Raw genomic sequence first — 20,800 nt, 5'->3', positions numbered from 1 at the left:
TGCGCTCCGCGCGTCGGACTGTTTCGATATGCAACTTTCGGCGATCGATAAACATCTTCAGCATTTTTGGACAAGGCAGGCCGGTTACAGGCAAGAGCCTGCCCCATTTCCCCGGTAAGAGTCGCCTCATCGCATCGCGACGCGCGCGCCGTCGACCCTGAAACGATCGCGCCCGCAACGTGCCGAGGAGATAGGCCATGAAGATCGTCGTGATCGGCGGGACCGGATTGATTGGATCCAAGCTGGTGGCGAAGCTCAAGCAGCAAGGCCACGACGCGGTCGCGGCTTCGCCGAAGTCGGGCGTGAACGCGGTGACCGGGGAAGGTCTCGCAGCAGTGCTGGCGGGCACCGATGTCGTCGTCGACGTTGCCAACGCGCCGTCCTGGGAGCCTGCCGCCGTGCTCGAATTCTTCCAGCGTTCGAGCAAGAATCTCGTCGCGGCCGAGGCCGCAGCGGCGGTGAAGCATCATGTGGCGCTCTCGATCGTCGGAACCGAGCGCTCGCCCGATAACTCCTATTTTCGCGCCAAGCTGGCGCAGGAGACTATCATCAAGTCTTCGCCGGTCCCCTACTCGATCGTCCGCGCCACCCAGTTCTTCGAATTCCTCAGCGCCATTGCCGAGATGGGTGCGGCCGAGGGTGGGATCGTTGTTCCCTCGGCATTGTTTCAGCCCATCGCGGCCGAGGACGTGGCCGATCGCCTCGCAGAAGTCGCGATGAGCCCGCCGCTCAACGGCACGATCGATATCGCAGGACCTGAGAAGGCGCCCTTTAATGAATTCATCGCACGCCGCCTGAAGGCGTCCGGCGACCCCCGACCGGTGGTGGGAGACCCAAAGGCGCCGTACTACGGCGCTCCCATCGACGACACATCGCTGAACCCTCTCGGCGAGGCGCGGCTTGGCAAAACGCCGCTCGCAACATGGCTCGCGAGACTTTGAGGAGACCCCCATGCGCAGATTGCTGATCGCAACCGCTGTTTATGCCGCATCATTCCTGACGGCCCATGCCGCCGAGACGGCGACGCCCACGGCCAAGGTGACGGTCGTGTTCGACCAGGCGCTGCCCAATGTCCCGGGCAAGAGCATGAAGGGCGTACTGGTCGAGTATGGTCCCGGAGGCTCCTCGCCGGCCCACATCCACGCGCCCTCGGCTTTCATCTACGCCACCGTCCTGGAAGGAGCGATCCGCAGTCAGGTCAATGACGGCCCGGTCAAGGTCTTTCACAAGGGCGAGAACTTCTCCGAAAAGCCCGGCGACCGCCATGCCGTCAGCGCCAATGCCAGCGAGACCGAACCCGCAAAATTGCTGGCCGTCTTCGTGGTGGATACGGCCGACAAGGAGCTGACGATGCCGATCCCGAAATAGCGCACGGCATTGCCACCTCGAGGCGTTGATTTCATCCGGGGCTGCCTACGAATGCCACCGGCGTGCCTTTCGAGACACGCCCGGCGACGCGCTCGGCATCCCAATTGGTCAGACGCACGCAGCCGTGAGATTCCGCCTTGGAAATCTTCTCCGGCGAGGGCGTGCCGTGAATGCCGTAGCCCTCGGCAGACAGGTTGATCCAGACCGTGCCGACCGGATTGTTCGGACCGGGCTTGATGGTGAAGGGCTTGCGGGAATGGACGCCCTTGAAGCGATAAGCGGGATTGTAGCGATAGTACGGATTTCGGCTGACTTCCGTGACCTTGAGCGTGCCTGAGGGCGACGGCTTCTCCTCGCTGCCGACCGTCGCGGGATAAAATCCGATCAGCGCATTCGTTTTGTCGAACAGTTTTACGGTCTGCCTGACCTTGTCGACCTCGATCCTCTCGGCCTTGGTGGGGATGCCCTCGCCTGCGCCTGATGTGTCCACCACGACGATGGTGTCGCCGGCGCGATCGAAATGGCGCCCGGAGTTGAGCGCGGCCAGGAGTTGCTCGCTCATGTGAAATTTCTCGGCCAGGGCCTCGCGCGCACTGGTGAAGCCGAGCTTTGTAAGCTCCTTCATGTCCTCCATCTTCGACGGCAGCTTTTTCAGGAAAGGACCCGCCACGTCCTGCTCGGTGATGGCATAGGTCATCGTCACCGGCCGGTCGTCCGCCCGTAACGCGGTCCAGACATCGTCCGTCACGGCGTCCGAAACCGGCAGCTGCCGTGCTTCGGCATAGGCCCGCAACGCCTTTTTGGCGTTCTCGCCGAATCTGCCGTCGATCGCGCCGGGCGAGAAGTGCGCGCGGTCCAGCAGGACCTGCAACCGGACCCCGGCCGCGGTCGGCTTATCGTTCGACAGGGTTTTCTTCGACGGCTCGGCGACGTTGATGGCAGCGGCGTTGATCTCCGCGGCGAACGCCGGCGGCGCAGCCAGAGCGAAGACCAGAAAGATGCAAATCTGCCCCGCTTTTCCGAGCGACATCGCCGGGTCCTTTCACGTTTCCGACGGTTCAGTGATCAACTCCCGAGCCGCGGCGCTAGCGAGCTTGCGGTATTGGTGTTCGTACTGCCTCGCCATTCGGCTCGCAGAGAAGCGCTCCTCGAAGCGGGCGCGCACCTTCCTTCGATCCAGTTTTCCCAGTTCGCCGATCGCCTTGACGGCCTGCTCCTCGTTCTCGACGATGAAGCCGGTCAATCCATGCTCGACGACTTCGGGGACGGAGCCGGAGCGATAGGCGATCACGGGCGTTCCGCATGCCATCGCTTCGATCATAACCAGCCCAAACGGCTCCGGCCAATCGATCGGAAACAGCAGAGCAGCGGGTTCGGCAAGGGCCACCACCCGCTCGGTGCCCCCGTAGAGCTTCGGAGGGACGCTTTCGGCCAGGGGAGCAAGCTGAGCGATGCGCATGGCAGGCTACCCGTCAAGCCGCCGCACGCACGATCAGCACGATCGCGGCGGACAGAAGGTTCGAAATCGCGAGCAGCGTCCAATTCGGCCTGGCACTTGCGGCCGCGACCCGGCAGACGAGCCCTTCCACGAGCCTTAACATTCGTCCTCGGGAAGCCGATCGAGGTAGGCAATCCCGAATCTCGTGAGTTCTTCGGCATCGCTCCCGCGCGCTTCCCATCTCCCTTGCAGATGACGCTCGAGCAGGCAGCGACGGCAATCTGCGGCATCGACGTGGCGATGCCGGGCGCGGTAAACGGACCAAGCAATATCCACCGCCGTTCGCAGCGGGTCGTCGTCTACCATGTTCCAACTCCGAGATGGAGACGTTCATGGGACAGCAACTCGTTACGACGGCGGAAGTTTCCACTTTTTCCCGGAGGCCCGAAGCTGCGCACGGCCACCGCGGGCACAAGCAGGCGCCCTCGGAGAAATCAGGCGACGCGACGAGCCGCCATCTCTCCGGCTAGCAGCAGCGCGGCGCGGCTGGCCCCGATTGATGCAATGCCCTGCCCGGCAATGTCGTACGCGGTGCCGTGCGCGGGCGTGCAGATCGGGAACGGGAAGCCGCCAAGCAAAGTCACGCCACGATCAAAACCCATCAGCTTCATCGCGATCTGGCCCTGGTCGTGATACATCGTCAGCACCGCATCGAAGGCGCCGCCCTTGGCGCGCAGGAATACGGTGTCAGCGGGAAACGGCCCTTCCGCGGCAATACCATCGCGCTGGCCGGCGGCGACCACGGGCGCAATGATGTCGATCTCCTCGCGGCCGAAATTGCCGCCGTCACCGGCGTGCGGATTGAGCCCGGCCACCGCGATGCGCGGCCGCGCAAAGCCGGCGTTGCGCATGCAGGCATCGGTCAGCTTCAGCGCGCTATGGATGCGTTCGCCGGACAGTCGCGCGGCGACGTCCTTGAGCGGGATGTGGGACGTCACGCGGGCGTTCCACAGCCGGTCCAGCACATTGAACTCGCTTGCGGGGGTTTTGAGTCCGACCACTTCGGCGGAGAATGCGATCTCGTCGTCATACTCGGCGCGGGCCAGCCGCATCGCCTGCTTGTTGAACGGCGTGAAGCAGACGGCATCGACCCGGCCGTCGCGGCCGAGTTCGAGCGCGTGCTTGTAGTTGGCAAGCGCGAACCTGCCGCCGGCAAGGCTCGCGATCCCCTGCTGGATGTTGCCGGGATCGAGATGGCCGAGATCGACGAACAGAGTCTCGCCCTCCGCCGCGCGCAGATCGGCCCCCTGCTCCACTGTTGTCAGCTCCGGCTCGACGCCGGCAACGCGCGCGCCCGCGTCGAAGATGCGGCGGTTGCCGATCACGACAATCTGGCTGCGGGCGCGGATATCGTCCTGCACCACGAGCTTTGCGGTCAATTCCGGGCTGATGCCGGCGGGATCTCCCATTGCCAATGCAATGAGCGGCTTTGCGGTCATATGATCACTTTCTCCCGAGCGGTCTCTTGAGCTCTCTCTTGCGTTCTCTCTTGGGCTGTCGTCTCGTCGGTGGACGGCGCAGGCTTCCGCAGCAGGCGCGCAAGCTGCAGCACGAGCGGAAGCAGCAAAAGTGCGATGCCGGCCACGATCAGGCATGTCACCAGCTTGTTGGCGAAGAAGATCCCGAGCGATCCCTTGGACATCAGCATCGACTGCCGGAACGCGTCCTCGGCCTTGTCCCCGATGACGATCGCGAGCACGAGCGGCGCCAGCGGATAGAACAGCTTCTTGAAGAGATAGCCGACGATGCCGAAGCCGAGCATCATGACGACATCGAGATAGGAGTTCGATACCGAATAGGCGCCGACGACGCAGATGATCACGATCAGCGGCGCGATGATCACGAAGGGAATCCGCATCAGGGCCGCGAAGACCGGAACGGTCAGCAGCACGAGTGCGACGGCGACGATGTTGCCGACATACATCGAGGCAATCAGGCCCCAGACAAAGTCCTTCTGGTCGACGAACAGCATCGGCCCGGGATTGAGGCCCCAGATCATCAGCCCGCCCATCATGACGGCCGCAGTGGCCGAGCCGGGAATGCCGAGCGAGAGCATGGGCAGAAGCGCGCTAGTGCCAGCCGCATGATCGGCCGTCTCCGGCGAGATGATGCCTTCAAGCTCCCCGGTGCCGAAATATCGGCCACGGCGCGAGAAGCGCCGGGCGATGCCGTAGCTCATGAACGACGCCGCAGTCGGGCCACCGGGCGTGATCCCCATCCAGCATCCGATCGCCGCGCTGCGCAACAGCGCAACGCTATGCCGCGGCAGGCGACCGATCGCGCGAAACACCTCGCGCCACTCTATCTTCGACGAGACCGCGCGGGCATGAAACTCCTCTTCGACGGCCACGAGCAGCTCGCCGATGCCGAACAGGCCCATCACCGCGACGACGAAGTTGACGCCCTTGACCAGCTCGTCGACGCCCATGGTGAGGCGCACGCTGCCGGAGACGGTGTCGATGCCGATGGCGGCGATGGCAAAGCCGATCGCCAGCGCGACGACAGTCTTGATCGGAGCAGCCCCGCCCATGCCGACGAAGCTGGCGAAGGCAAGAAAATAGACCGCAAAATATTCCGCCGGCCCGAAGGCGAGTGCGACTTGCGCCACCCATGATGCGAGGAAGGTGATCAGGATGACGCCGATCAGCGCGCCGAATGCCGCCGAGCCGAAGGCGGTGGCGAGCGCCGTCGTCGGCCGTCCATCGCGCGCCATCGGGTAGCCGTCGAAGGTGGTGGCGACAGACGACGGCTCGCCAGGGATGTTGAACAGGATCGAGGTCACGGATCCCCCGAACAACGCGCCCCAATACATGCTGGAGAGCAGGATGATGGCAGAGACCGGCTGCATGCCGAAGGTCAGCGGCAGCAGCAGCGACACCCCGTTCGGAGCACCCAGCCCAGGCAGCACGCCGACGAGAATGCCGAGCAACACGCCGATCACCATCAGCGCCAGATGCGGCAGCGTGATCGCGATGCTGAAGCCGTGAAGGAGTTCTCCGAGATTGTCCATCGGCCTCTCCGTCAGAAGCCGAACGCCGCGGCGAGCGCGCCGTGCGGCAAGCTCACCTGGAACATGCGCTCGAACACGACGTAGAGCGCAAGCGCCGTCGCCGCCGCCATGCCAAGCGCGCGCGGCACGGATTGTTGTCGGGGGATCGCCAGCACCGCGAAGATGTACAGGGCCGAGGCGACGTACATCCCGGCCAACGGGATCGCAGCCACGAAAATCGCGGCCGGCACGAACAGGCCGGCAAGCCGGCGCAGCTCGATCGATGTGATGGCAATTGGGACGCTGGCGAGCGTCGCGGCCGGCATGACACCTCGAAACAGGTTGTAGAGGCTCCCGAGCACGATGATGATCCCGGTCAGGAACGGAAACGTCCCGGCGTCCACGCCCGCGCTCGACCAGCCGATGCCGTTATCGAGGCTGGAAATGACGACCGCCACACCGAAGCTTCCGGTGAGAACGGCTGTCGCAAGTTCGAGAGCGCGGCGCGATATCATCGAGGGCTCCGGTCAGGCCACGTACAATGTCCGATTATGGCGCACGTGTTTTCCCAGCGTTCGCTGTCGTTCCGGCGGAGGGGTTTGAGGCGTGCGCCGCCTCACTTGACCAACCAACCCTGCTCGCTCGCAACCAGCCTGACGCGCTCGAGATCCTCCTTGATGAACTTGTCGAACTCGGCACCGGTCAGGAACGTGTCGACCTGGGAGGTTTTCTCGATGTAGTCCTTCCAGTCCGGCGTCGCCTGCACCTTCTTCATCAGGTCAACATAGAACGCGGCCTGGTCCGGCGTGACCTTGCCGGGGAGCCACACTGTGCGCGGCTGCTCATACTGCTTGATGTCGAGGCCCTGCTCGACGCAGGTCGGAACATCGCCCCAGCCTTCGGTCGCGGTGACCTTGGCGCCCTGCGGCAGCCGCTTCGGGCTGAAGACGCAAAGCGGGCGCTGGGTGGCGCCACGCCATTGCCCGAGACTCTCGCTGGGATTGTTGACGTGAGAGTCGAGGTGTCCGCCGGCGAGCTGCACGGCGGTCTCGGCGCCGCTCTTGAAGGGAATATAGGTCAGCTTGATGTGGCCGGCCTTCTCGATCATGCGGGTCAGCACCTCGTCGGTATCCTTTGACTGCGCGCCGCCCATCTTGAACTCGCCTGATGCGGCCGCCTTCAGATAATCGCCCGCCGTCTTGTAGGGCGCGTCCTGCTTGACCCAGAGCAGGAACTCGTCCTGCGCCATCGCCGCGATCGGGGTGAGATCGGTGTAGTTGAAAGCGACCTTGGAGACGAGCGGCTGCTGCCAGGCATTCGACGTGCCGAAGATCACCTTGTAGGGATCGCCGGCGGACGCCTTGCCGTAGACATAGCCTTCCGCGCCGCTGCCGCCGCCCTTGTTGACGACGACGATCGGCTGCTCCACCAGCTTGTGCTTGGTGATGATGTTCTGCACGGCGCGCGCGAGATTGTCCGTGCCGCCGCCGGGCCCGGCGGTCGCCACGAACTCGATCGGCTTTTGCGGCTGCCAGGCCGGGAGCGCCGGCGTCGTGCCGGCGAGCACAATTGCGGCTGCGGAGAGCAGAAGTTTTGATGTCTGACCCATGATGTCCTCCAGCTTATTTTTGTCTCTTGTTCTTGTTGTTTTCGACGTCCGGTCAGGCGACCCGTTCCTCGCCTCTTCCCGATGCCAACACGATTGCGCCTTCTTGTTCGAGCGCGTCGATCTGCTTCCGGTCGAACCCATGCTCGGCCAGCACCTCGCTTGTATGCTCACCGTAGACCGGCGCGCCCGTGCGCACTTTGCCTGGGGTCTCCGAAAACTTGACCGGCAAGCCGATCGTCTTCACGGGCCCGAGCGTGGAATGCTCGACCTCGACAACCATCTCGCGCGCCAGCGTCTGCGGATCGCTGAGCGCCTCCAGCATGTCGTGCACGGGGCCGCACGGCACGCCCTTCTCGTCCAGTGCCGCCAGCCAGTGCGCGCGCGTGCGGGTGCGGAAGCGCTCGCTCAGAACAGCTTCGAGCTCCTTCAAATTGGCCATGCGGTCGGCGCCGGTGACGAAGCGTGGATCGGCTGCGAGCTCGCTTGCGCCGAGCGCCTCCAGCATCAACAGCCAATGCTTCTTGTTGGCGCCGCCGACCACCAACCAGCCGTCCGAGGCCTCGAACGCCTGATATGGCGCGTTGAGCGGATGCGCCGAACCCATGGCCCGCGGCGCGGTGCCCGCGGCCAGCGCGATGGTCGACTGCCAGTAGGTCTGCACCAGCGCGGCCTCATAGAGCGAGGTCTCGACCCACTGCCCTTCGCCGGTCTTGAGACGGTGCGTGTAGGCCGCGAGGATGCCCATGCTCGCCAGCAGGCCGGCGGTGATGTCGGACAGCGGCGGGCCGCATTTCACGGGCGGACCATCGGGACGTTCGCCGGTAAAGCTCATGATTCCGCTCATGGCCTGGGCGACCAGATCGAAGCCGCGGCGATGCTTGTAGGGTCCGGTGCGGCCGAAGCCAGACAGCGAGCAATAGATCAGCGTTGGATGCTGCTTGTGCAGGTCGTCATAGCCGAAGCCGAGGCGCTCCATGGCGCCCGGCGCAAAATTCTCGACCAGCACGTCGGCGCCCGCGATCAGCCGCCGCAACACCTGCTTGCCGCCATCGGTCTTCAGATCCAGCACGATGCCGCGCTTGTTGCGGTTCATCATCAGGAAGGAGGCCGCCTCGTCGCCGATCTTCGGCGGCACCGAATGGCGGGTGTCGTCACCGTTCGGCGATTTCTCGATCTTGATGACGTCGGCGCCCATATCGGCCAGCATCAAGGTGCAGGTCGGCCCTGCCATGACATGGGTGAGATCGATCACCTTGAGGCCGGCAAGCGGCCCCGAACGGCCGGAGGTTGATTGCGAGCGATCGCTTTGCATCGGGGCGTCCTATTGGCCGCGCCATTGCGGCGCGCGCTTGGTGAGGAAAGCATCGAGCCCTTCGCGAAAATCCTGGCTCGTGTAGCACATCAGGATGAGGTCTTCGCCCTCGTCGGGCGTCAGGCGCCTTTGCAGGCGCGCCACGGCCTGCTTGGTCGCATTCAGCGTCAGCGGCGCGTGGCTGGCGAGCAATTTGGCAACCTCGTCCGCGCGCCTTTCGAGCGCGGCGATATCCTCGACGACCTCGCCGAGCAGCCCGACACTGGCAGCCTCGGTCGCGTCGACGAGCCGCGCCGTGAAGATCAGATCCTTGACGCGGGCGGCGCCGATCAGCGCGGTGAGACGACTGACATTGGACATCGACAGGCAGTTGCCGAGCGTGCGGGCAATGGGAAAGCCGATTTTCGCGCTTTGGGTGCCGATGCGGAGGTCACATGCCGCGGCAATGCCCGCGCCGCCGCCGGTGCAGAACCCGTTGATCGCCGCGATCGTCGGCACGCGGCACTGCTCGAGCGTGGTCAACACCCGATCGATGCGGTTCTCGTAGTCGATCGCGTCCTGCGGCGACTTGAAATCGCGGAACTGATTGATGTCGGTGCCCGCGGCAAACGCCTTGTCGCCGGCCCCGCGCAGCACCAGTACCTTGATCGCGTGATCGTCGTTGATCTCCTCGCAGATCGCGGCGAGCCGCTCATACATCGCGAAAGTGAAGGCGTTGCGCGCCTGCGGGCGGTTGAAGGTGATCCGCCCGATCCCGTCCTGGCGCTCGAAAACGAGGTCTTCCGCCTTCACCTGCTGGTCCATTTCCTCGATGTCCTTCTGCTTTTCTACATTTTTGAATGCAAAATGATCGATTTACAAGCCGGAACTTGCATTAATGCGTATATAGCTCCATTTTTGCATTCAAATGGACTTCAGACCCATGCTTCATGAGGAAGTCGTCGGCCGCATCCGGGCCATCCTGCTCGACGGCGAGATCCCGCCGGGCGCGCGGATTCCCGAGCGCGAACTGTGCGAGCGGCTGCAGATATCGCGCACGCCGCTCCGCGAGGCGCTCAAGGTGCTCGCCGCCGAAGGTCTCGTGCAGCTCCTGCCGCATCGCGGCTCGCGCGCAGCAAAACTGACCGACAAGGACATGCGCGACTTGTTCGAGGTCTGCCAGGGTCTCGAGGCGCTCGCCGGCGAACTCGCCTGCGAACGCATCACCGATGCCGAGATCGACGCGATCGCCGCCGCGCACGCGGACATGGTGCGGCATTATCGCGAACGCGATCTGATCCAGTACTATCGCGGCAACCGCGCCATTCACGAAGCCATCGTCGTTGCGGCCGGAAACCCGGTGCTCGCGGGGCTGTATACGTCCGTGACCGCGCGCATCCGCCGCGCGCGCTATGTCACGCCGATGACGCCCGAACGCTGGGCGGTCGCCGTGAAGGAGCACGATGCCATCCTGAACGCACTGCAGAGGCGCGACGGCGTCGGCCTCGCCCATATCCTGCGAGCGCATTTGCGCCACAAGCGCGAAGAGGTTTTGCAGGCGGGCTTTGCCGAAACGGAAGGGAGCGAGCTCGCGCCGAGAATTGCGTGAGCCATAGGTTCGCGACGTACAAAGAATCTTGCGGTCACGCCGGATCGGGCGGCCAGCAGACACAATCACGACACAATCATTGATTGCTTTTGGCTGTACTGGCACGGATCGTGCTGACGAGGCTCGTCGGCAACGGACGTCTTTTGTCGCGCGCCGGAATTGCGCATCCAACTTCGACAAACCGAGATCATCGCCAAATCAATTCCACTTGCTCGCCTGCCTGAACCGGCGCAGCATTCGACCATCGGCGCGGGCCGAATGTAACGCGCAAGCAATTGCGCAAAACAAAAGACAAAAGCGGAGGAAACGCATGACAATCGATGTCTCACGTCGGTCCTTGTTGACCCTCGGGGCTGGCCTTGGTGCCAGCGCAATGCTCGGCGGCAGCGCCTTGGCGCGCGCTCCCAAGCTCGGCACCCAGACGCCCTACTGGCACCGCTTCGTTCTCGGCGACGCCGAAGTCACCGTCGTGTCCGACGGACCGCTTCCCCTGGGCGATCCCTCGGGCACCTTCACCGGTGTTTCCAAGGAAGAGGTGAAGAAGATGCTCGTCGACAATTTCCTGTCGCCGGACAATGTCGTGCTCGAGCAGAACTCGCCGATCGTCAACACCGGCGACAAGCTCATCTTGTTCGATACCGGCATGGGCTCATCCAAGATGTTCGGCGCCACCACCGGTCGGCAGCAGAAGAGCATGACCGAGGCCGGCATTAAGCCCGGCGACATCGACGCCGTGGTTTGCTCGCATGCCCATATCGACCACATCGGCGGCATCGTGGACGACGGCGGCAAGCCGCTGTTTCCCAACGCGCAGATCTACATCTCGCAGACCGATTTCGACTTCTGGACCGACGAAGGCAAGCTTGGCAGCGCGGCCAAGGATTTCGTCGTTCACGCCCGCAAGAACCTGCTGCCGGTCCGCGACCGCATCGTGTTCTTCAAGGACGGCCAGGAATTTCTGCCTGGCGTGCAGGCAATCGCAGCGCCCGGTCATACCGTCGGCCACACCATCTTCATGGTCTCGTCGGCCGGCAAGTCCTTCGCCTTCCTTGGTGACCTGTCGCATCATCCCGTCCTGCTGCTCGAGCGGCCGCGGATGGAATTCTCCTACGACACCGACCCGAAACAGGCGGCCGAGTCACGCGTAAAACTGCTGACCATGCTTGCTGCGAACAAGACGCCCGTGATGTCCTATCACTTCGCCTGGCCGGGCTATGGCCATGTCGCCAAGGCGGGTGAAGGATTCCACTATTATCCCGAACCGATGCAGATGACTTTGTAATCGCCGGATCTGGTCCGGGCGACGCACGCGCCGCCCGGACCATCCGAACGATCACCGCCGTCCGACTGGCCGGTAAAGAACTTCAAATTCGTGATGCCTCCGGCGGCGTTGGCAAACATTACTTCCTGTTGCAAGTTAAGTTCATTTCGCTCAATTGCGTTTGGGAGCGTCAATGTCCCGCGAGAACGATGGTTTTGTCTTCCATCGCGACCTGCTCCAATGGGTCCCGGATGTTATCTATCGGGCCGTCAACTTCTTTGTCACATGGGACAAACTGCCGACCCTGCTCGGAGCCGCCAATCTCTCGGCGTTCCGCGACCGTCTGCGGGAGCGCAATCTGCACCATACCGGCTACGGCACGACATCGCCTCGCTGGAACACGGGCAATGACCGGTGGCGTTCCGCCGACGGCTCGTTCAACAGCCTCGACCATCCGCGCATGGGCATGGCTGGCGCCCGGTTCGGACGCAATTTCGCGCTGTCAGAATGCGTACCGGACAGCCTGGACGACCTGCTCGAACCCAGTCCGCGCGTGATCTCGGAGGAATTGCTGGCGCGCCACGAATTTATTCCGGCGACCAGCCTCAATCTGCTGGCCGCCGCCTGGATCCAGTTCGAAACGCATAATTGGTTCAGCCATGGGTCCCCTAAGTCGGGAAACGAGTTCAAAATTCCGCTGACGCCAAACGACGAATGGCCGGCCCATGAACGGATCGACGGCTGCATGAAGATCCGTCGGACCGTTTGCGACGGGACGCCACGTGAACCATGGCTCGGCGCGACCCCCACGTTCCGCAACCTCAACTCGCACTGGTGGGACGCCGGACAAATCTACGGCAGCGACCGCGCAAGGCAGATGCAGATCCGTTCCGGGGCAGATGGGAAGATCGCGGTCGGCGATGATGGGATGCTTCCAGCCGATCCGGTGCATCCCGGCGCCGATCTCACCGGCTTCAACGACAATTGGTGGGTGGGGCTCAGCCTGCTGCACAATCTCTTTGCACGCGAGCACAATGTCATCTGCGACGGCTTGAAGGCGCGGTATCCGACCTGGAAGGACGAGGAGCTATTCCAGCATGCGCGCCTGATCAACGCGGCCCTGATCGCCAAGATCCACACCGTCGAATGGACGCCAGGCATCCTCGGCCATCCCGCACTGGACTTCAGCATGCACGCCAACTGGTCGGGGATCCCGTGCCGGGTGCTGCGCGCCGTGCTCGGCAAGAACAGCGAAGCCGCCTTTGGCATCATCGGCTCTCCGACGGATCAGCACAGCGCGCCCTACGCGATGACCGAGGAATTCACCGCCGTGTACCGCCTGCACCCGTTGATCCCGGAAAACCTTGATGTACGGCGGCTCGATAGCACAGAGATTACCGCTAGCGACTTGGTCAAAATGCAGGGCCCCGCCTCCCGCAAGTTCATGCAGACTCACGGCTTCGCCAACCTGCTGTACTCGTTCGGCACCGCTCATCCCGGCGCCATTCGCCTCCACAATTTTCCCAACTTCCTGCGCCGGTTCACGAAAGACGGCCAGCCGCTGCTCGACGTGGCCGCGATCGACATCATGCGTGATCGCGAGCGCGGCGTGCCGCGCTACAACCGGTTTCGCGAGCTGGTCGGCAAGAAGCGGGTCAACACATTCGAAGAAATCACCAGCATCCCCGGTGCCGCCAGGAAGATGCGCGCGATCTACAAGGGCAACGTCGATCGCGTTGATCTGATGGTCGGATTATTGGCCGAGGACCTGCCGGAGGGTTTCGGCTTCAGCGATACCGCCTTCCGCATTTTCATCCTGATGGCATCGCGGCGTCTGAAGAGCGACCGGTTCTTCACCGATGACTACCGCGCGGAAGTCTACACCAACTTCGGTCTGGACTGGATCCACAACAACGGAATGAAATCGGTGCTGCTGCGGCATATGCCGCAACTCGGACCGGCGCTCGAGGGCGTCAACAATGCCTTCGCCCCGTGGAACGTCCTGCGAGGCTGAGCCTTGGCCCATATGTTCAGCATTCCGGGCCTCGTCCGCCTCGGATGAGCGTCAGCCGCCCTAGCACCCGAGCTTGTCGGCGATCCCACCAAAATCCTTGGCGACGATGTCCCAATTGCCGGTGGCCTCGAAATCGACCTTCTGAAGCGGACCGTATTCGGTCGGCCGCGCCACGAAGGCCGTCTTCAGCCCGTTTTTCTGCGCGGCGGCGAGATCGCCGTTGTGGGCCGCGACCATCATCACCTGCTCCGGCTTGAGGCCGAGCAGGCGCGCGGCGCCGAGATAGGTTTCGGGATCGGGCTTGTAGTGCTCGAACAGCTCGGCCGACATGATGAGGTCCCAGGGAAGCCCTGCGAACTTCGCCATGTTGGTGAGCAGCGCGACATTGCCGTTCGACAGCGGCGAGATCACGAATTTCGTCTTCAGTCGGGTCAGGCCGGCGACGCTGTCGGGCCACGGGTGCAAGCGGTGCCACCCCTTGGTGAGGTGATCGAGATCGGCCTCGGTCAGGTTTGGAATCGAAAATTGCGCGACCAGTTTTTCGAGCGAGCGGCGATGCAGATCATCGAGCATGACGTAGCCGCGCTCGGGATGTTTGCGCACGTCATCCATCGAAGCCATGTACATGCCGCGCCAGCCGTCGACCAAGGCGGTCCAGTCGGCGCTGATGCCGCGGCCCTTCGCCCACCACATGAAGTCGGTGATCAGGCTGGTGCGCCAGTCGACGACGGTGCCGAACACGTCGAAGACCAGGGCTTTGACGGCGGAGAGGTCGGACATGTGCGCTTCCTCTTTTTGTTGTTCGTCATTCGGGGACTCTCGTCAGAGCGGCCCCGGAATCCAGAGGTTATTGGCACGAGATTCCGGCCTCGACGCTGTCGCGCCGTCCTGAATGACGGCAGTCGTCAGTCGAGGTGGAATTTCGCCAGCTCGCGGTGCTCGGCCTTGATGTAGCGCACGGTGCCGGTGACGGAGCGCATCACCACCGTCTCGGTCTCGATCACGCCGTCCTTGCGGAATTTGACGCCCGACAGCAGCGAGCCCGTGGTGACGCCGGTGGCTGCGAACAGGCAGTCGCCGCGCGCCATGTCCTCGATGCCGTAGATCATCTTGGGATCGCTGACGCCCATCTTGGCGGCGCGCTCGCGCTTCTCGTCGGAGTCGAGGATGAGACGGCACTGCATCTGGCCGCCAATGCAGCGCAGCGCCACGGCCGCGAGCACGCCTTCCGGCGCGCCGCCGGTGCCGAGATACATGTCGACGCCGGTATTGTCGGGGTCGGCGCAGTGGATCACGCCGGCGACGTCGCCGTCGGTGATCAGGCGCACGGCGGCGCCAGTCGATCGCACGCTCTCGATGATGCTGGCATGGCGTGGCCGGTCGAGCACGAGAACGGTGATGCCGTCGGGCTTGACGCCCTTGGCCATGGCGAGCCGGCGGACGTTTTCGGCCGGTGTCGCATCGAGCTCGACGACGCCCTTGTCGTAACCGGGACCGATCGCGAGCTTCTGCATATAGACGTCGGGGGCGTGCAGCAGCGTGCCGCCGTCGGCCATCGCCATGGTGGCAATCGAGCCCGGCATGTTCTTGGCGCACAGCGTGGTGCCTTCAAGCGGATCGACGGCGATGTCGACCTGCGGGCCGGCGTTCATGCCGACCTTCTCGCCGATGAAGAGCATCGGCGCCTCGTCGCGCTCGCCCTCGCCGATGACGATGGTGCCCTCGATCGGCAGCTTGTTGAGCTCGCGCCGCATCGCGTCCACCGCGGCCTGGTCGGCCGCCTTCTCGTTGCCGTGCCCGCGCAGACGCGCCGAAGACACCGCCGCCCGCTCCGTCACACGCACGATCTCCAGCGTGAGAATGCGCTCGAGCAATGCTTGCGGCGGGACTGAAATATGGGTCGACATCGGCTCACTCCTTCGAAACAGTTTTGGACGGACATCTCCGCCGCATCAACTCGTAACACCCACAGTTCGTTCGAACCGTGTCAGTTCTTCTCGATCCTGATAACCTGTGGCCGTCCGCTGATCACCCTGTCCTTCTGCACGGCCGCGAGCGCACGGCGCACGGCGTCCTCATGCGTGGCATAGGTGATGAGAATGACAGGCACCGGGACCGCCTTGCCGTCTGCCGGCGCAGGGCCGCCATTGGGATGGCGCTGCACGATCGACTCGATTGAAATCTTCTGCTCGGCGAGCCGGGTCGCGATCGCAGCCGCGGTGCCCGGGAAATCGCGTGCCAGAAGGCGGATGTAGTAGCCGCCCTCGTGGCGCTCCATCGGCGCCTTCTTGGTGTCGCGCAGCTGCGAAATCGGCCGGCCGAACGGATTGGCGCGAATGCCGCGCGCAACGTCGGCGATGTCGGCGACGACGGCGGATGCGGTCGCGGCGCCGCCGGCACCGGGGCCGACCAGCGTGATCGGCGGGATGCCCTCGCCATCGATCGTGACCGCGTTGGTGACACCCATCACCTGCGCTATCGAGGAGGATTTCGGAACCATGGTCGGATGCACGCGCTGCTCGATGCCCGTGGCAGTGCGAACCGCGACGCCGAGCAGCTTGAGCCGGTAACCGAGATCGTCAGCGGCACGGAGATCTTCCGGCGCGATGGAGGAGATACCTTCGACATACACCGCGCTTTGAGCAACTTTCGTGCCGAAAGCGAGGCTGGCGAGAATGGCGAGCTTTTGCGCGGTATCGTGGCCGTCGACGTCGAATGACGGATCGGCCTCGGCATAGCCGAGCCGTTGCGCGTCCTTCAGGCATTCGGCGAAGGACAGGCCCTCCTGCTCCATCCGGGTCAGGATGTAATTGCAGGTGCCGTTGAGGATGCCGTAGACCCGGTTGATGCCGGTTCCGGCAAGACCTTCGCGTAACGTCTTGATGACAGGGATCGCAGCGCCGACGGCTGCTTCGAAATTCAGCGCGCCGCCGTGCTTTTCGGCGGCCTTTGCCAGCTTGAGGCCGTGCTTTGCCAGCAACGCCTTGTTGGCGGTGACGACGGACTTGCCGGCGGCGAGCGCGGCCTCGACCGCCGCCAGCGCGGGATCGCCCGCGCCGCCCATCAGCTCGACGAAGCAGTCGATGCCCGGATGCGTGGCGAGGGCAAGCGGATCCTTGACCCATTCGATGCCGCGCAGATCGACGCCGCGCTTCTTCGCCTTCGAGCGTGCGGTGACGGCGACGACACGGATGCCACGGCCGCTGCGGCCGGCAAGCACCCGCGCCTGCGTTTCGATCAGACGGACAACTTCGGCGCCCACGGTGCCGAGCCCCGCTATGCCCACTTTCAGGGGTGCAACCATGATGCCTTGGAAAACCTGCGGAAGAGAACTTAACGCCGAGTGGCGAGCGGAACGACGTTGTGCAACGTTTCGATGCCGCTTTCAAGGAAGCGGCGCACGCCACGCGCGGCCTGCCTGATCCGTTGCTCGTTTTCCACCATGGCGATGCGGACATATCCTTCGCCATGCTCGCCGAAGCCGACGCCGGGCGAGACCGCGACACCGGATTTCTCCACCATCAGGGTCGCGAACTGCATGCTGCCGACGCTGCGGAAGGCTTCCGGCAGCGGCACCCAGGCGAACATCGATGCTTCCGGCGGCGGGATCTCCCAGCCGGCACGGCCGAACGATTCCACCAGCGCGTCGCGCCGCTTGCGGTAGGTGTCGCGCATCTCCTTGATGCAATCGTCCGGTCCGTTCAGCGCGGCGGTCGCTGCGACCTGGATCGGCGTGAACGCACCGTAGTCGAGATAGGATTTGACGCGGCCGAGTGCCGCAATCACGCGCTCGTTGCCGACCGCGAAGCCCATGCGCCAGCCAGCCATCGAATAGGTCTTCGACATCGAGGTGAACTCGACGGCAACGTCCATCGCGCCCGGCACCTGGAGCACCGAGGGCGGCGGGTTGCTTTCGTCGAAATAAACCTCGGCATAAGCGAGATCCGACAGGATCAGGATCTCGTGCTTGTTCGCGAACGCGACCAGGTCCTTGTAGAAGTCGAGGCTCGCGACATAGGCGGTCGGGTTCGAAGGATAGCAGACCACGAGCGCCAGCGGCTTCGGGATCGAATGCACGATCGCCCGCTCGACCGCCTCGAAGAATTGCGGCATCGGCTCCGAGGGCACCGAACGGATCACGCCGCCCGCCATCAAGAAGCCGAAGGCGTGAATCGGGTAGCTCGGATTGGGACAAAGGATGACGTCGCCGGGCGCGGTGATCGCCTGCGCCACGTTGGCAAAGCCCTCCTTGGAGCCGAGCGTCGCCACCACCTGGGTGTCGGGGTTGAGCTTCACGCCGAAGCGGCGGGCGTAGTAGCCGGCCTGGGCCCGGCGCAGCCCGGGGATGCCGCGGGAGGCCGAGTAGCGGTCGGTGCGCGGCTTGCCCAGCGTCTCCTTCAGCTTCTCCAGCACGTGCGCTGGCGCCGGCAGGTCCGGATTGCCCATGCCGAGGTCGATGATGTCGGCGCCGGCGTTCCGCGCAGCTGCCTTGGCCCGGTTGACCTGTTCGAACACGTAAGGCGGAAGGCGGCGGATGCGGTAAAATTCTTCCATGGCTCTCTCAGCTCCGGGCAACCGGTCAGGACAGAATCGACAGGCCATAAAGACCAGGCGGAAGGCGCCCGCATCTCTCGCGAAAATTACTCAAGATCAAATACTTAGAGCAATCATCGACGATGTTGACTGAAGTCGTTCGCCCTGACTCTCGGCTGAACTAAGGTCTTTTAGCACGGCGAGGCGGAGGCGCCAGCGATTACCTTGCGGCGCCCTATTTCGCGTCCTTGGTGGCAACCGCCTGACGGTCGCGCGCGGCAGCAAGTTCGGCCTCGATCTTGGCGCGCTGGTCCGGCGGCATGACGGCCTGATCGCGATCCGGCGGCAGATCGTGCACCGGCAGATAGCTACCGGCCTCTCTGGGATGCGCTTGAGCATCGGAAGGCGTCATATCCGCGAGCTGGCTCGAGCAGCCGCCCAGGGCGAGCGTCGCCATCAGCAGCGCGCCACAGATCCGCCGCGACTTTTGCAGGTCCCTCAACGCCAACACTAGGGAAATCCCCACTTCGTCCCAAAGCACGGCCCCGGGCAACCTTACCCAAGTCCGCGCCCAAGCTCAAACCATTGCTGCCCAAATGGTGCGAGCGAGAAAATAGCCCCAGTCCATCAAGCCGAGCGGTGCGGCTCGATTGTGACGGAACCAAGAAAATTTGTCGCACTGCAACACATCTTCGAGAGTGTTTAACGCCAAACATGCGAGCTTCGCGGTGACGAATACGGAATGAATCGTTACTGTTCTCCTCATGAGTATGGCCACCACCGATACGCCCAAACCCGAGACGAAGTTCGATGCGGAAGCCTTCGCGATGAATGTCGCGCGGGCGATGGAAAGCGGCGGCAAGGCGCTTGCCGCGTACCTGAAGCCGCGCGAGAGCGGCGAGGTGCAGGATCGTCCGCCGGCGGAGCTTACCGAGGTCATCAAGACCTTCACCGCCGTCGCCGAATACTGGCTGTCGGATACGTCGCGGGCCTCCGCACTCCAGACCAAGCTCGCCAAGGACTATCTTGACCTCTGGGGTTCGGCGGCGCGCCGCATGGCCGGTCAGGACGCACCGCCCGCGATCGCACCCTCGCCGCGCGACAAGCGCTTTGCCGATCCGGAATGGAAGTCGAACCAGTTCTTCGATTTCATGATGCAGCTCTATCTGCTCACGACCAAATTTGCGCAGGAGCTTGTGCGCGAAGCCGAGGGCCTCGATCCGCAGACCCGCCGCAAGGCCGAGTTCTACGTCCAGCAAGTCACCAACGCGATATCGCCCTCCAACTTCGTGCTGACCAATCCGGAAGTGCTGCGCGCGACGGTGGCCAGCAGCGGCGAAAATCTCGCGCGCGGCCTGAAGATGCTGGCCGAGGACATCGCCGCCGGCAAGGGCACGCTGAAGATCCGTCAGTCCGATCCGGACAATCTCGTCGTCGGCGTGAACATGGCGACGACGCCGGGCAAGGTGATCTACCAGAACGAGATGATGCAGCTGATCCAGTATGCGCCGGCGACGGAGAAGGTGCTGCGCACGCCGCTCCTGATCATCCCGCCCTGGATCAACAAATTCTACATCCTCGATCTCAAGCCGGAGAAATCCTACATCAAATGGTGCGTCGATCAGGGCATCACCGTGTTCGTGATCTCATGGGTCAATCCCGACAAACGCCTCGGAGCCAAGAGCTGGGAAGACTACATGAAGGAAGGCCCGCTCACGGCGATGGACGTGATCGAGAAGGTCACCGGCGAGATGAAGGTGCACACCGCCGGCTATTGCGTCGGCGGCACCATGCTCGCGACCACGCTGGCCTGGCTCGCCGAGAAGCGCCGCCAGCGCGTGGCGTCCGCGACGTTCTTCGCGGCACAGGTCGACTTCACCCATGCCGGTGATTTGCTCGTGTTCGTCGACGAGGAGCAGATCGCATCCCTCGAGCAGGACATGAAGGCGGCGGGCGTGCTCGAAGGCTCGAAGATGGCGATGGCCTTCAACATGCTGCGCTCCAACGATTTGATCTGGTCCTATGTCGTCAGCAATTACCTCAAAGGCCAGCAGCCGAGCGCGTTCGACCTGCTGCACTGGAATTCGGACGCGACCCGCATGACCGCGTCGAACCATTCGTACTACCTGCGCAATTGCTACCTTGAGAACCGGCTCTCGACCGGCACGTTGGTGCTGGACAACACCTTGCTCGATCTCTCCAAGGTCATGGTGCCGATCTACAATCTCGCAACCCGCGAGGACCATATCGCGCCGGCTGAATCGGTGCTGTACGGCTCCCAGTTCTTCGGAGGCCCGGTGAAATACGTGCTGTCCGGCTCGGGCCACATCGCCGGCGTGGTCAATCCGCCCGCCTCGAACAAATACCAGTACTGGACCAACGACAACGTGAAGTCCGCCAACGTCGCCGAGTGGATGAAGGGCGCGGTCGAGCACAAGGGCTCCTGGTGGCCGGACTGGCGGCAATGGCTGGGCGCACTCGATCCCGAGGAGGTCCCGGCCCGCACGGTCGGCAGCGAGGCGTTTCCCCCGATCGAGGACGCACCCGGCAGCTATGTCAGGGTTCGCGCATAGCAGAATCTTTCGCGCTTTCGTATAAGCTCCATGCCTGCAGCAGAAATTGATGAGG

The 20,800-nt window shown here is 63.7% G+C and carries 19 protein-coding genes and 1 pseudogene; 6 read left to right on the top strand and 14 right to left on the bottom strand.

The window, feature by feature from the left end; translation table 11 throughout:
• The first annotated feature begins 197 nt into the window (after positions 1-197).
• On the top strand, positions 198-941 hold the full coding sequence (locus IVB42_RS40130) for an SDR family oxidoreductase (protein ID WP_247395191.1): 744 nt from the start codon (positions 198-200) through the stop codon (positions 939-941).
• Between the two features lie 10 nt (positions 942-951).
• Positions 952-1,368 (top strand): cupin domain-containing protein, encoded by a 417-nt coding sequence (locus IVB42_RS40125; protein ID WP_085353474.1) that lies wholly within the window; start codon positions 952-954, stop codon positions 1,366-1,368.
• Positions 1,369-1,399: 31 nt separating this feature from the next.
• On the opposite strand, the gene IVB42_RS40120 is transcribed toward IVB42_RS40125, so the two are convergent.
• From IVB42_RS40120 to IVB42_RS40080, 9 genes and pseudogenes are all read right to left on the bottom strand, one after another.
• Positions 1,400-2,398 (bottom strand): L,D-transpeptidase family protein, encoded by a 999-nt coding sequence (locus IVB42_RS40120; protein WP_085353475.1) that lies wholly within the window; start codon positions 2,396-2,398, stop codon positions 1,400-1,402.
• A gap of 12 nt (positions 2,399-2,410) precedes the next feature.
• A pseudogene (locus IVB42_RS40115) lies at positions 2,411-2,737 on the bottom strand (glycosyltransferase); the annotation flags it as partial.
• 225 nt (positions 2,738-2,962) lie between these two features.
• Positions 2,963-3,172: a hypothetical protein gene (locus IVB42_RS40110; protein ID WP_247395196.1), complete on the bottom strand. Its 210-nt coding sequence runs from the start codon at positions 3,170-3,172 to the stop codon at positions 2,963-2,965.
• Between the two features lie 128 nt (positions 3,173-3,300).
• Positions 3,301-4,305, bottom strand: coding sequence for a 4-hydroxythreonine-4-phosphate dehydrogenase PdxA (locus tag IVB42_RS40105; RefSeq protein ID WP_247395199.1), 1,005 nt, complete (start codon positions 4,303-4,305; stop codon positions 3,301-3,303).
• Entirely contained in the window at positions 4,302-5,876 is a 1,575-nt protein-coding gene (locus IVB42_RS40100; RefSeq protein ID WP_204511111.1) for a tripartite tricarboxylate transporter permease, read from the bottom strand. Before IVB42_RS40100 ends, IVB42_RS40105 begins: the two co-directional genes overlap by 4 nt.
• Before the next feature lie 11 nt (positions 5,877-5,887).
• Positions 5,888-6,370: a tripartite tricarboxylate transporter TctB family protein gene (locus IVB42_RS40095; RefSeq protein WP_204511110.1), complete on the bottom strand. Its 483-nt coding sequence runs from the start codon at positions 6,368-6,370 to the stop codon at positions 5,888-5,890.
• A 101-nt stretch (positions 6,371-6,471) separates the two neighbouring features.
• Positions 6,472-7,464 (bottom strand): tripartite tricarboxylate transporter substrate-binding protein, encoded by a 993-nt coding sequence (locus IVB42_RS40090; protein WP_204511109.1) that lies wholly within the window; start codon positions 7,462-7,464, stop codon positions 6,472-6,474.
• Positions 7,465-7,516: 52 nt separating this feature from the next.
• Positions 7,517-8,776: a CoA transferase gene (locus tag IVB42_RS40085; protein WP_204511108.1), complete on the bottom strand. Its 1,260-nt coding sequence runs from the start codon at positions 8,774-8,776 to the stop codon at positions 7,517-7,519.
• A 9-nt stretch (positions 8,777-8,785) separates the two neighbouring features.
• Entirely contained in the window at positions 8,786-9,580 is a 795-nt protein-coding gene (locus tag IVB42_RS40080; protein WP_018454422.1) for an enoyl-CoA hydratase/isomerase family protein, read from the bottom strand.
• Between the two features lie 118 nt (positions 9,581-9,698).
• Here IVB42_RS40080 and IVB42_RS40075 point away from each other — a divergent pair, with 118 nt between their 5' ends.
• The 3 genes from IVB42_RS40075 to IVB42_RS40065 all read left to right on the top strand — a co-directional run bounded on the left by IVB42_RS40075 (position 9,699) and on the right by IVB42_RS40065 (position 13,639).
• On the top strand, positions 9,699-10,364 hold the full coding sequence (locus IVB42_RS40075; protein WP_018454423.1) for a GntR family transcriptional regulator: 666 nt from the start codon (positions 9,699-9,701) through the stop codon (positions 10,362-10,364).
• 310 nt (positions 10,365-10,674) lie between these two features.
• On the top strand, positions 10,675-11,646 hold the full coding sequence (locus IVB42_RS40070) for an MBL fold metallo-hydrolase (RefSeq protein ID WP_085353482.1): 972 nt from the start codon (positions 10,675-10,677) through the stop codon (positions 11,644-11,646).
• A gap of 172 nt (positions 11,647-11,818) precedes the next feature.
• A complete protein-coding gene (locus tag IVB42_RS40065; protein WP_247395201.1) occupies positions 11,819-13,639 on the top strand; it encodes a peroxidase family protein in 1,821 nt (606 codons plus the stop codon).
• Between the two features lie 60 nt (positions 13,640-13,699).
• Here the strand turns inward: IVB42_RS40065 and IVB42_RS40060 are convergent, their stop codons facing one another.
• The 5 genes from IVB42_RS40060 to IVB42_RS40040 form a co-directional block, all read right to left on the bottom strand.
• Positions 13,700-14,419, bottom strand: coding sequence for a haloacid dehalogenase type II (locus tag IVB42_RS40060; RefSeq protein WP_247395202.1), 720 nt, complete (start codon positions 14,417-14,419; stop codon positions 13,700-13,702).
• Between the two features lie 125 nt (positions 14,420-14,544).
• On the bottom strand, positions 14,545-15,546 hold the full coding sequence (gene glpX / locus IVB42_RS40055) for a class II fructose-bisphosphatase (protein WP_247395203.1): 1,002 nt from the start codon (positions 15,544-15,546) through the stop codon (positions 14,545-14,547).
• A gap of 80 nt (positions 15,547-15,626) precedes the next feature.
• Complete coding sequence (locus tag IVB42_RS40050) at positions 15,627-16,943, bottom strand: homoserine dehydrogenase (RefSeq protein WP_247395204.1); 1,317 nt, start codon at positions 16,941-16,943, stop codon at positions 15,627-15,629.
• 29 nt (positions 16,944-16,972) lie between these two features.
• A complete protein-coding gene (locus IVB42_RS40045; protein WP_247395205.1) occupies positions 16,973-18,193 on the bottom strand; it encodes an LL-diaminopimelate aminotransferase in 1,221 nt (406 codons plus the stop codon).
• A gap of 214 nt (positions 18,194-18,407) precedes the next feature.
• Positions 18,408-18,683 (bottom strand): hypothetical protein, encoded by a 276-nt coding sequence (locus IVB42_RS40040; RefSeq protein WP_027517741.1) that lies wholly within the window; start codon positions 18,681-18,683, stop codon positions 18,408-18,410.
• A gap of 253 nt (positions 18,684-18,936) precedes the next feature.
• Between IVB42_RS40040 and phaC the strand changes: the two genes are divergently transcribed.
• Complete coding sequence (gene phaC / locus IVB42_RS40035) at positions 18,937-20,745, top strand: class I poly(R)-hydroxyalkanoic acid synthase (protein WP_026232733.1); 1,809 nt, start codon at positions 18,937-18,939, stop codon at positions 20,743-20,745.
• Positions 20,746-20,800 lie beyond the last annotated feature (55 nt).

Origin of the sequence: Bradyrhizobium sp. 45, from assembly GCF_023073155.1 — a bacterium.
GTDB lineage: Bacteria > Pseudomonadota > Alphaproteobacteria > Rhizobiales > Xanthobacteraceae > Bradyrhizobium > Bradyrhizobium canariense_D.
The sequence above is the reverse complement of the archived record's forward strand: the minus strand, read 5'-3'. Positions and strand labels throughout refer to the sequence as shown.

Excerpts from the sequence above, each read along its gene's own strand:
- IVB42_RS40130 (WP_247395191.1), top strand. The coding sequence starts at position 198 with ATGAAGATCGTCGTGATCGGCGGGACCGGATTGATTGGATCCAAGCTG.
- IVB42_RS40125 (WP_085353474.1), top strand. The coding sequence starts at position 952 with ATGCGCAGATTGCTGATCGCAACCGCTGTTTATGCCGCATCATTCCTG.
- IVB42_RS40120 (WP_085353475.1), bottom strand. The coding sequence starts at position 2,398 with ATGTCGCTCGGAAAAGCGGGGCAGATTTGCATCTTTCTGGTCTTCGCT.
- IVB42_RS40110 (WP_247395196.1), bottom strand. The coding sequence starts at position 3,172 with ATGGTAGACGACGACCCGCTGCGAACGGCGGTGGATATTGCTTGGTCC.
- IVB42_RS40105 (WP_247395199.1), bottom strand. The coding sequence starts at position 4,305 with ATGACCGCAAAGCCGCTCATTGCATTGGCAATGGGAGATCCCGCCGGC.
- IVB42_RS40100 (WP_204511111.1), bottom strand. The coding sequence starts at position 5,876 with ATGGACAATCTCGGAGAACTCCTTCACGGCTTCAGCATCGCGATCACG.
- IVB42_RS40095 (WP_204511110.1), bottom strand. The coding sequence starts at position 6,370 with ATGATATCGCGCCGCGCTCTCGAACTTGCGACAGCCGTTCTCACCGGA.
- IVB42_RS40090 (WP_204511109.1), bottom strand. The coding sequence starts at position 7,464 with ATGGGTCAGACATCAAAACTTCTGCTCTCCGCAGCCGCAATTGTGCTC.
- IVB42_RS40085 (WP_204511108.1), bottom strand. The coding sequence starts at position 8,776 with ATGCAAAGCGATCGCTCGCAATCAACCTCCGGCCGTTCGGGGCCGCTT.
- IVB42_RS40080 (WP_018454422.1), bottom strand. The coding sequence starts at position 9,580 with ATGGACCAGCAGGTGAAGGCGGAAGACCTCGTTTTCGAGCGCCAGGAC.
- IVB42_RS40075 (WP_018454423.1), top strand. The coding sequence starts at position 9,699 with ATGCTTCATGAGGAAGTCGTCGGCCGCATCCGGGCCATCCTGCTCGAC.
- IVB42_RS40070 (WP_085353482.1), top strand. The coding sequence starts at position 10,675 with ATGACAATCGATGTCTCACGTCGGTCCTTGTTGACCCTCGGGGCTGGC.
- IVB42_RS40065 (WP_247395201.1), top strand. The coding sequence starts at position 11,819 with ATGTCCCGCGAGAACGATGGTTTTGTCTTCCATCGCGACCTGCTCCAA.
- IVB42_RS40060 (WP_247395202.1), bottom strand. The coding sequence starts at position 14,419 with ATGTCCGACCTCTCCGCCGTCAAAGCCCTGGTCTTCGACGTGTTCGGC.
- glpX (WP_247395203.1), bottom strand. The coding sequence starts at position 15,546 with ATGTCGACCCATATTTCAGTCCCGCCGCAAGCATTGCTCGAGCGCATT.
- IVB42_RS40050 (WP_247395204.1), bottom strand. The coding sequence starts at position 16,943 with ATGGTTGCACCCCTGAAAGTGGGCATAGCGGGGCTCGGCACCGTGGGC.
- IVB42_RS40045 (WP_247395205.1), bottom strand. The coding sequence starts at position 18,193 with ATGGAAGAATTTTACCGCATCCGCCGCCTTCCGCCTTACGTGTTCGAA.
- phaC (WP_026232733.1), top strand. The coding sequence starts at position 18,937 with ATGAGTATGGCCACCACCGATACGCCCAAACCCGAGACGAAGTTCGAT.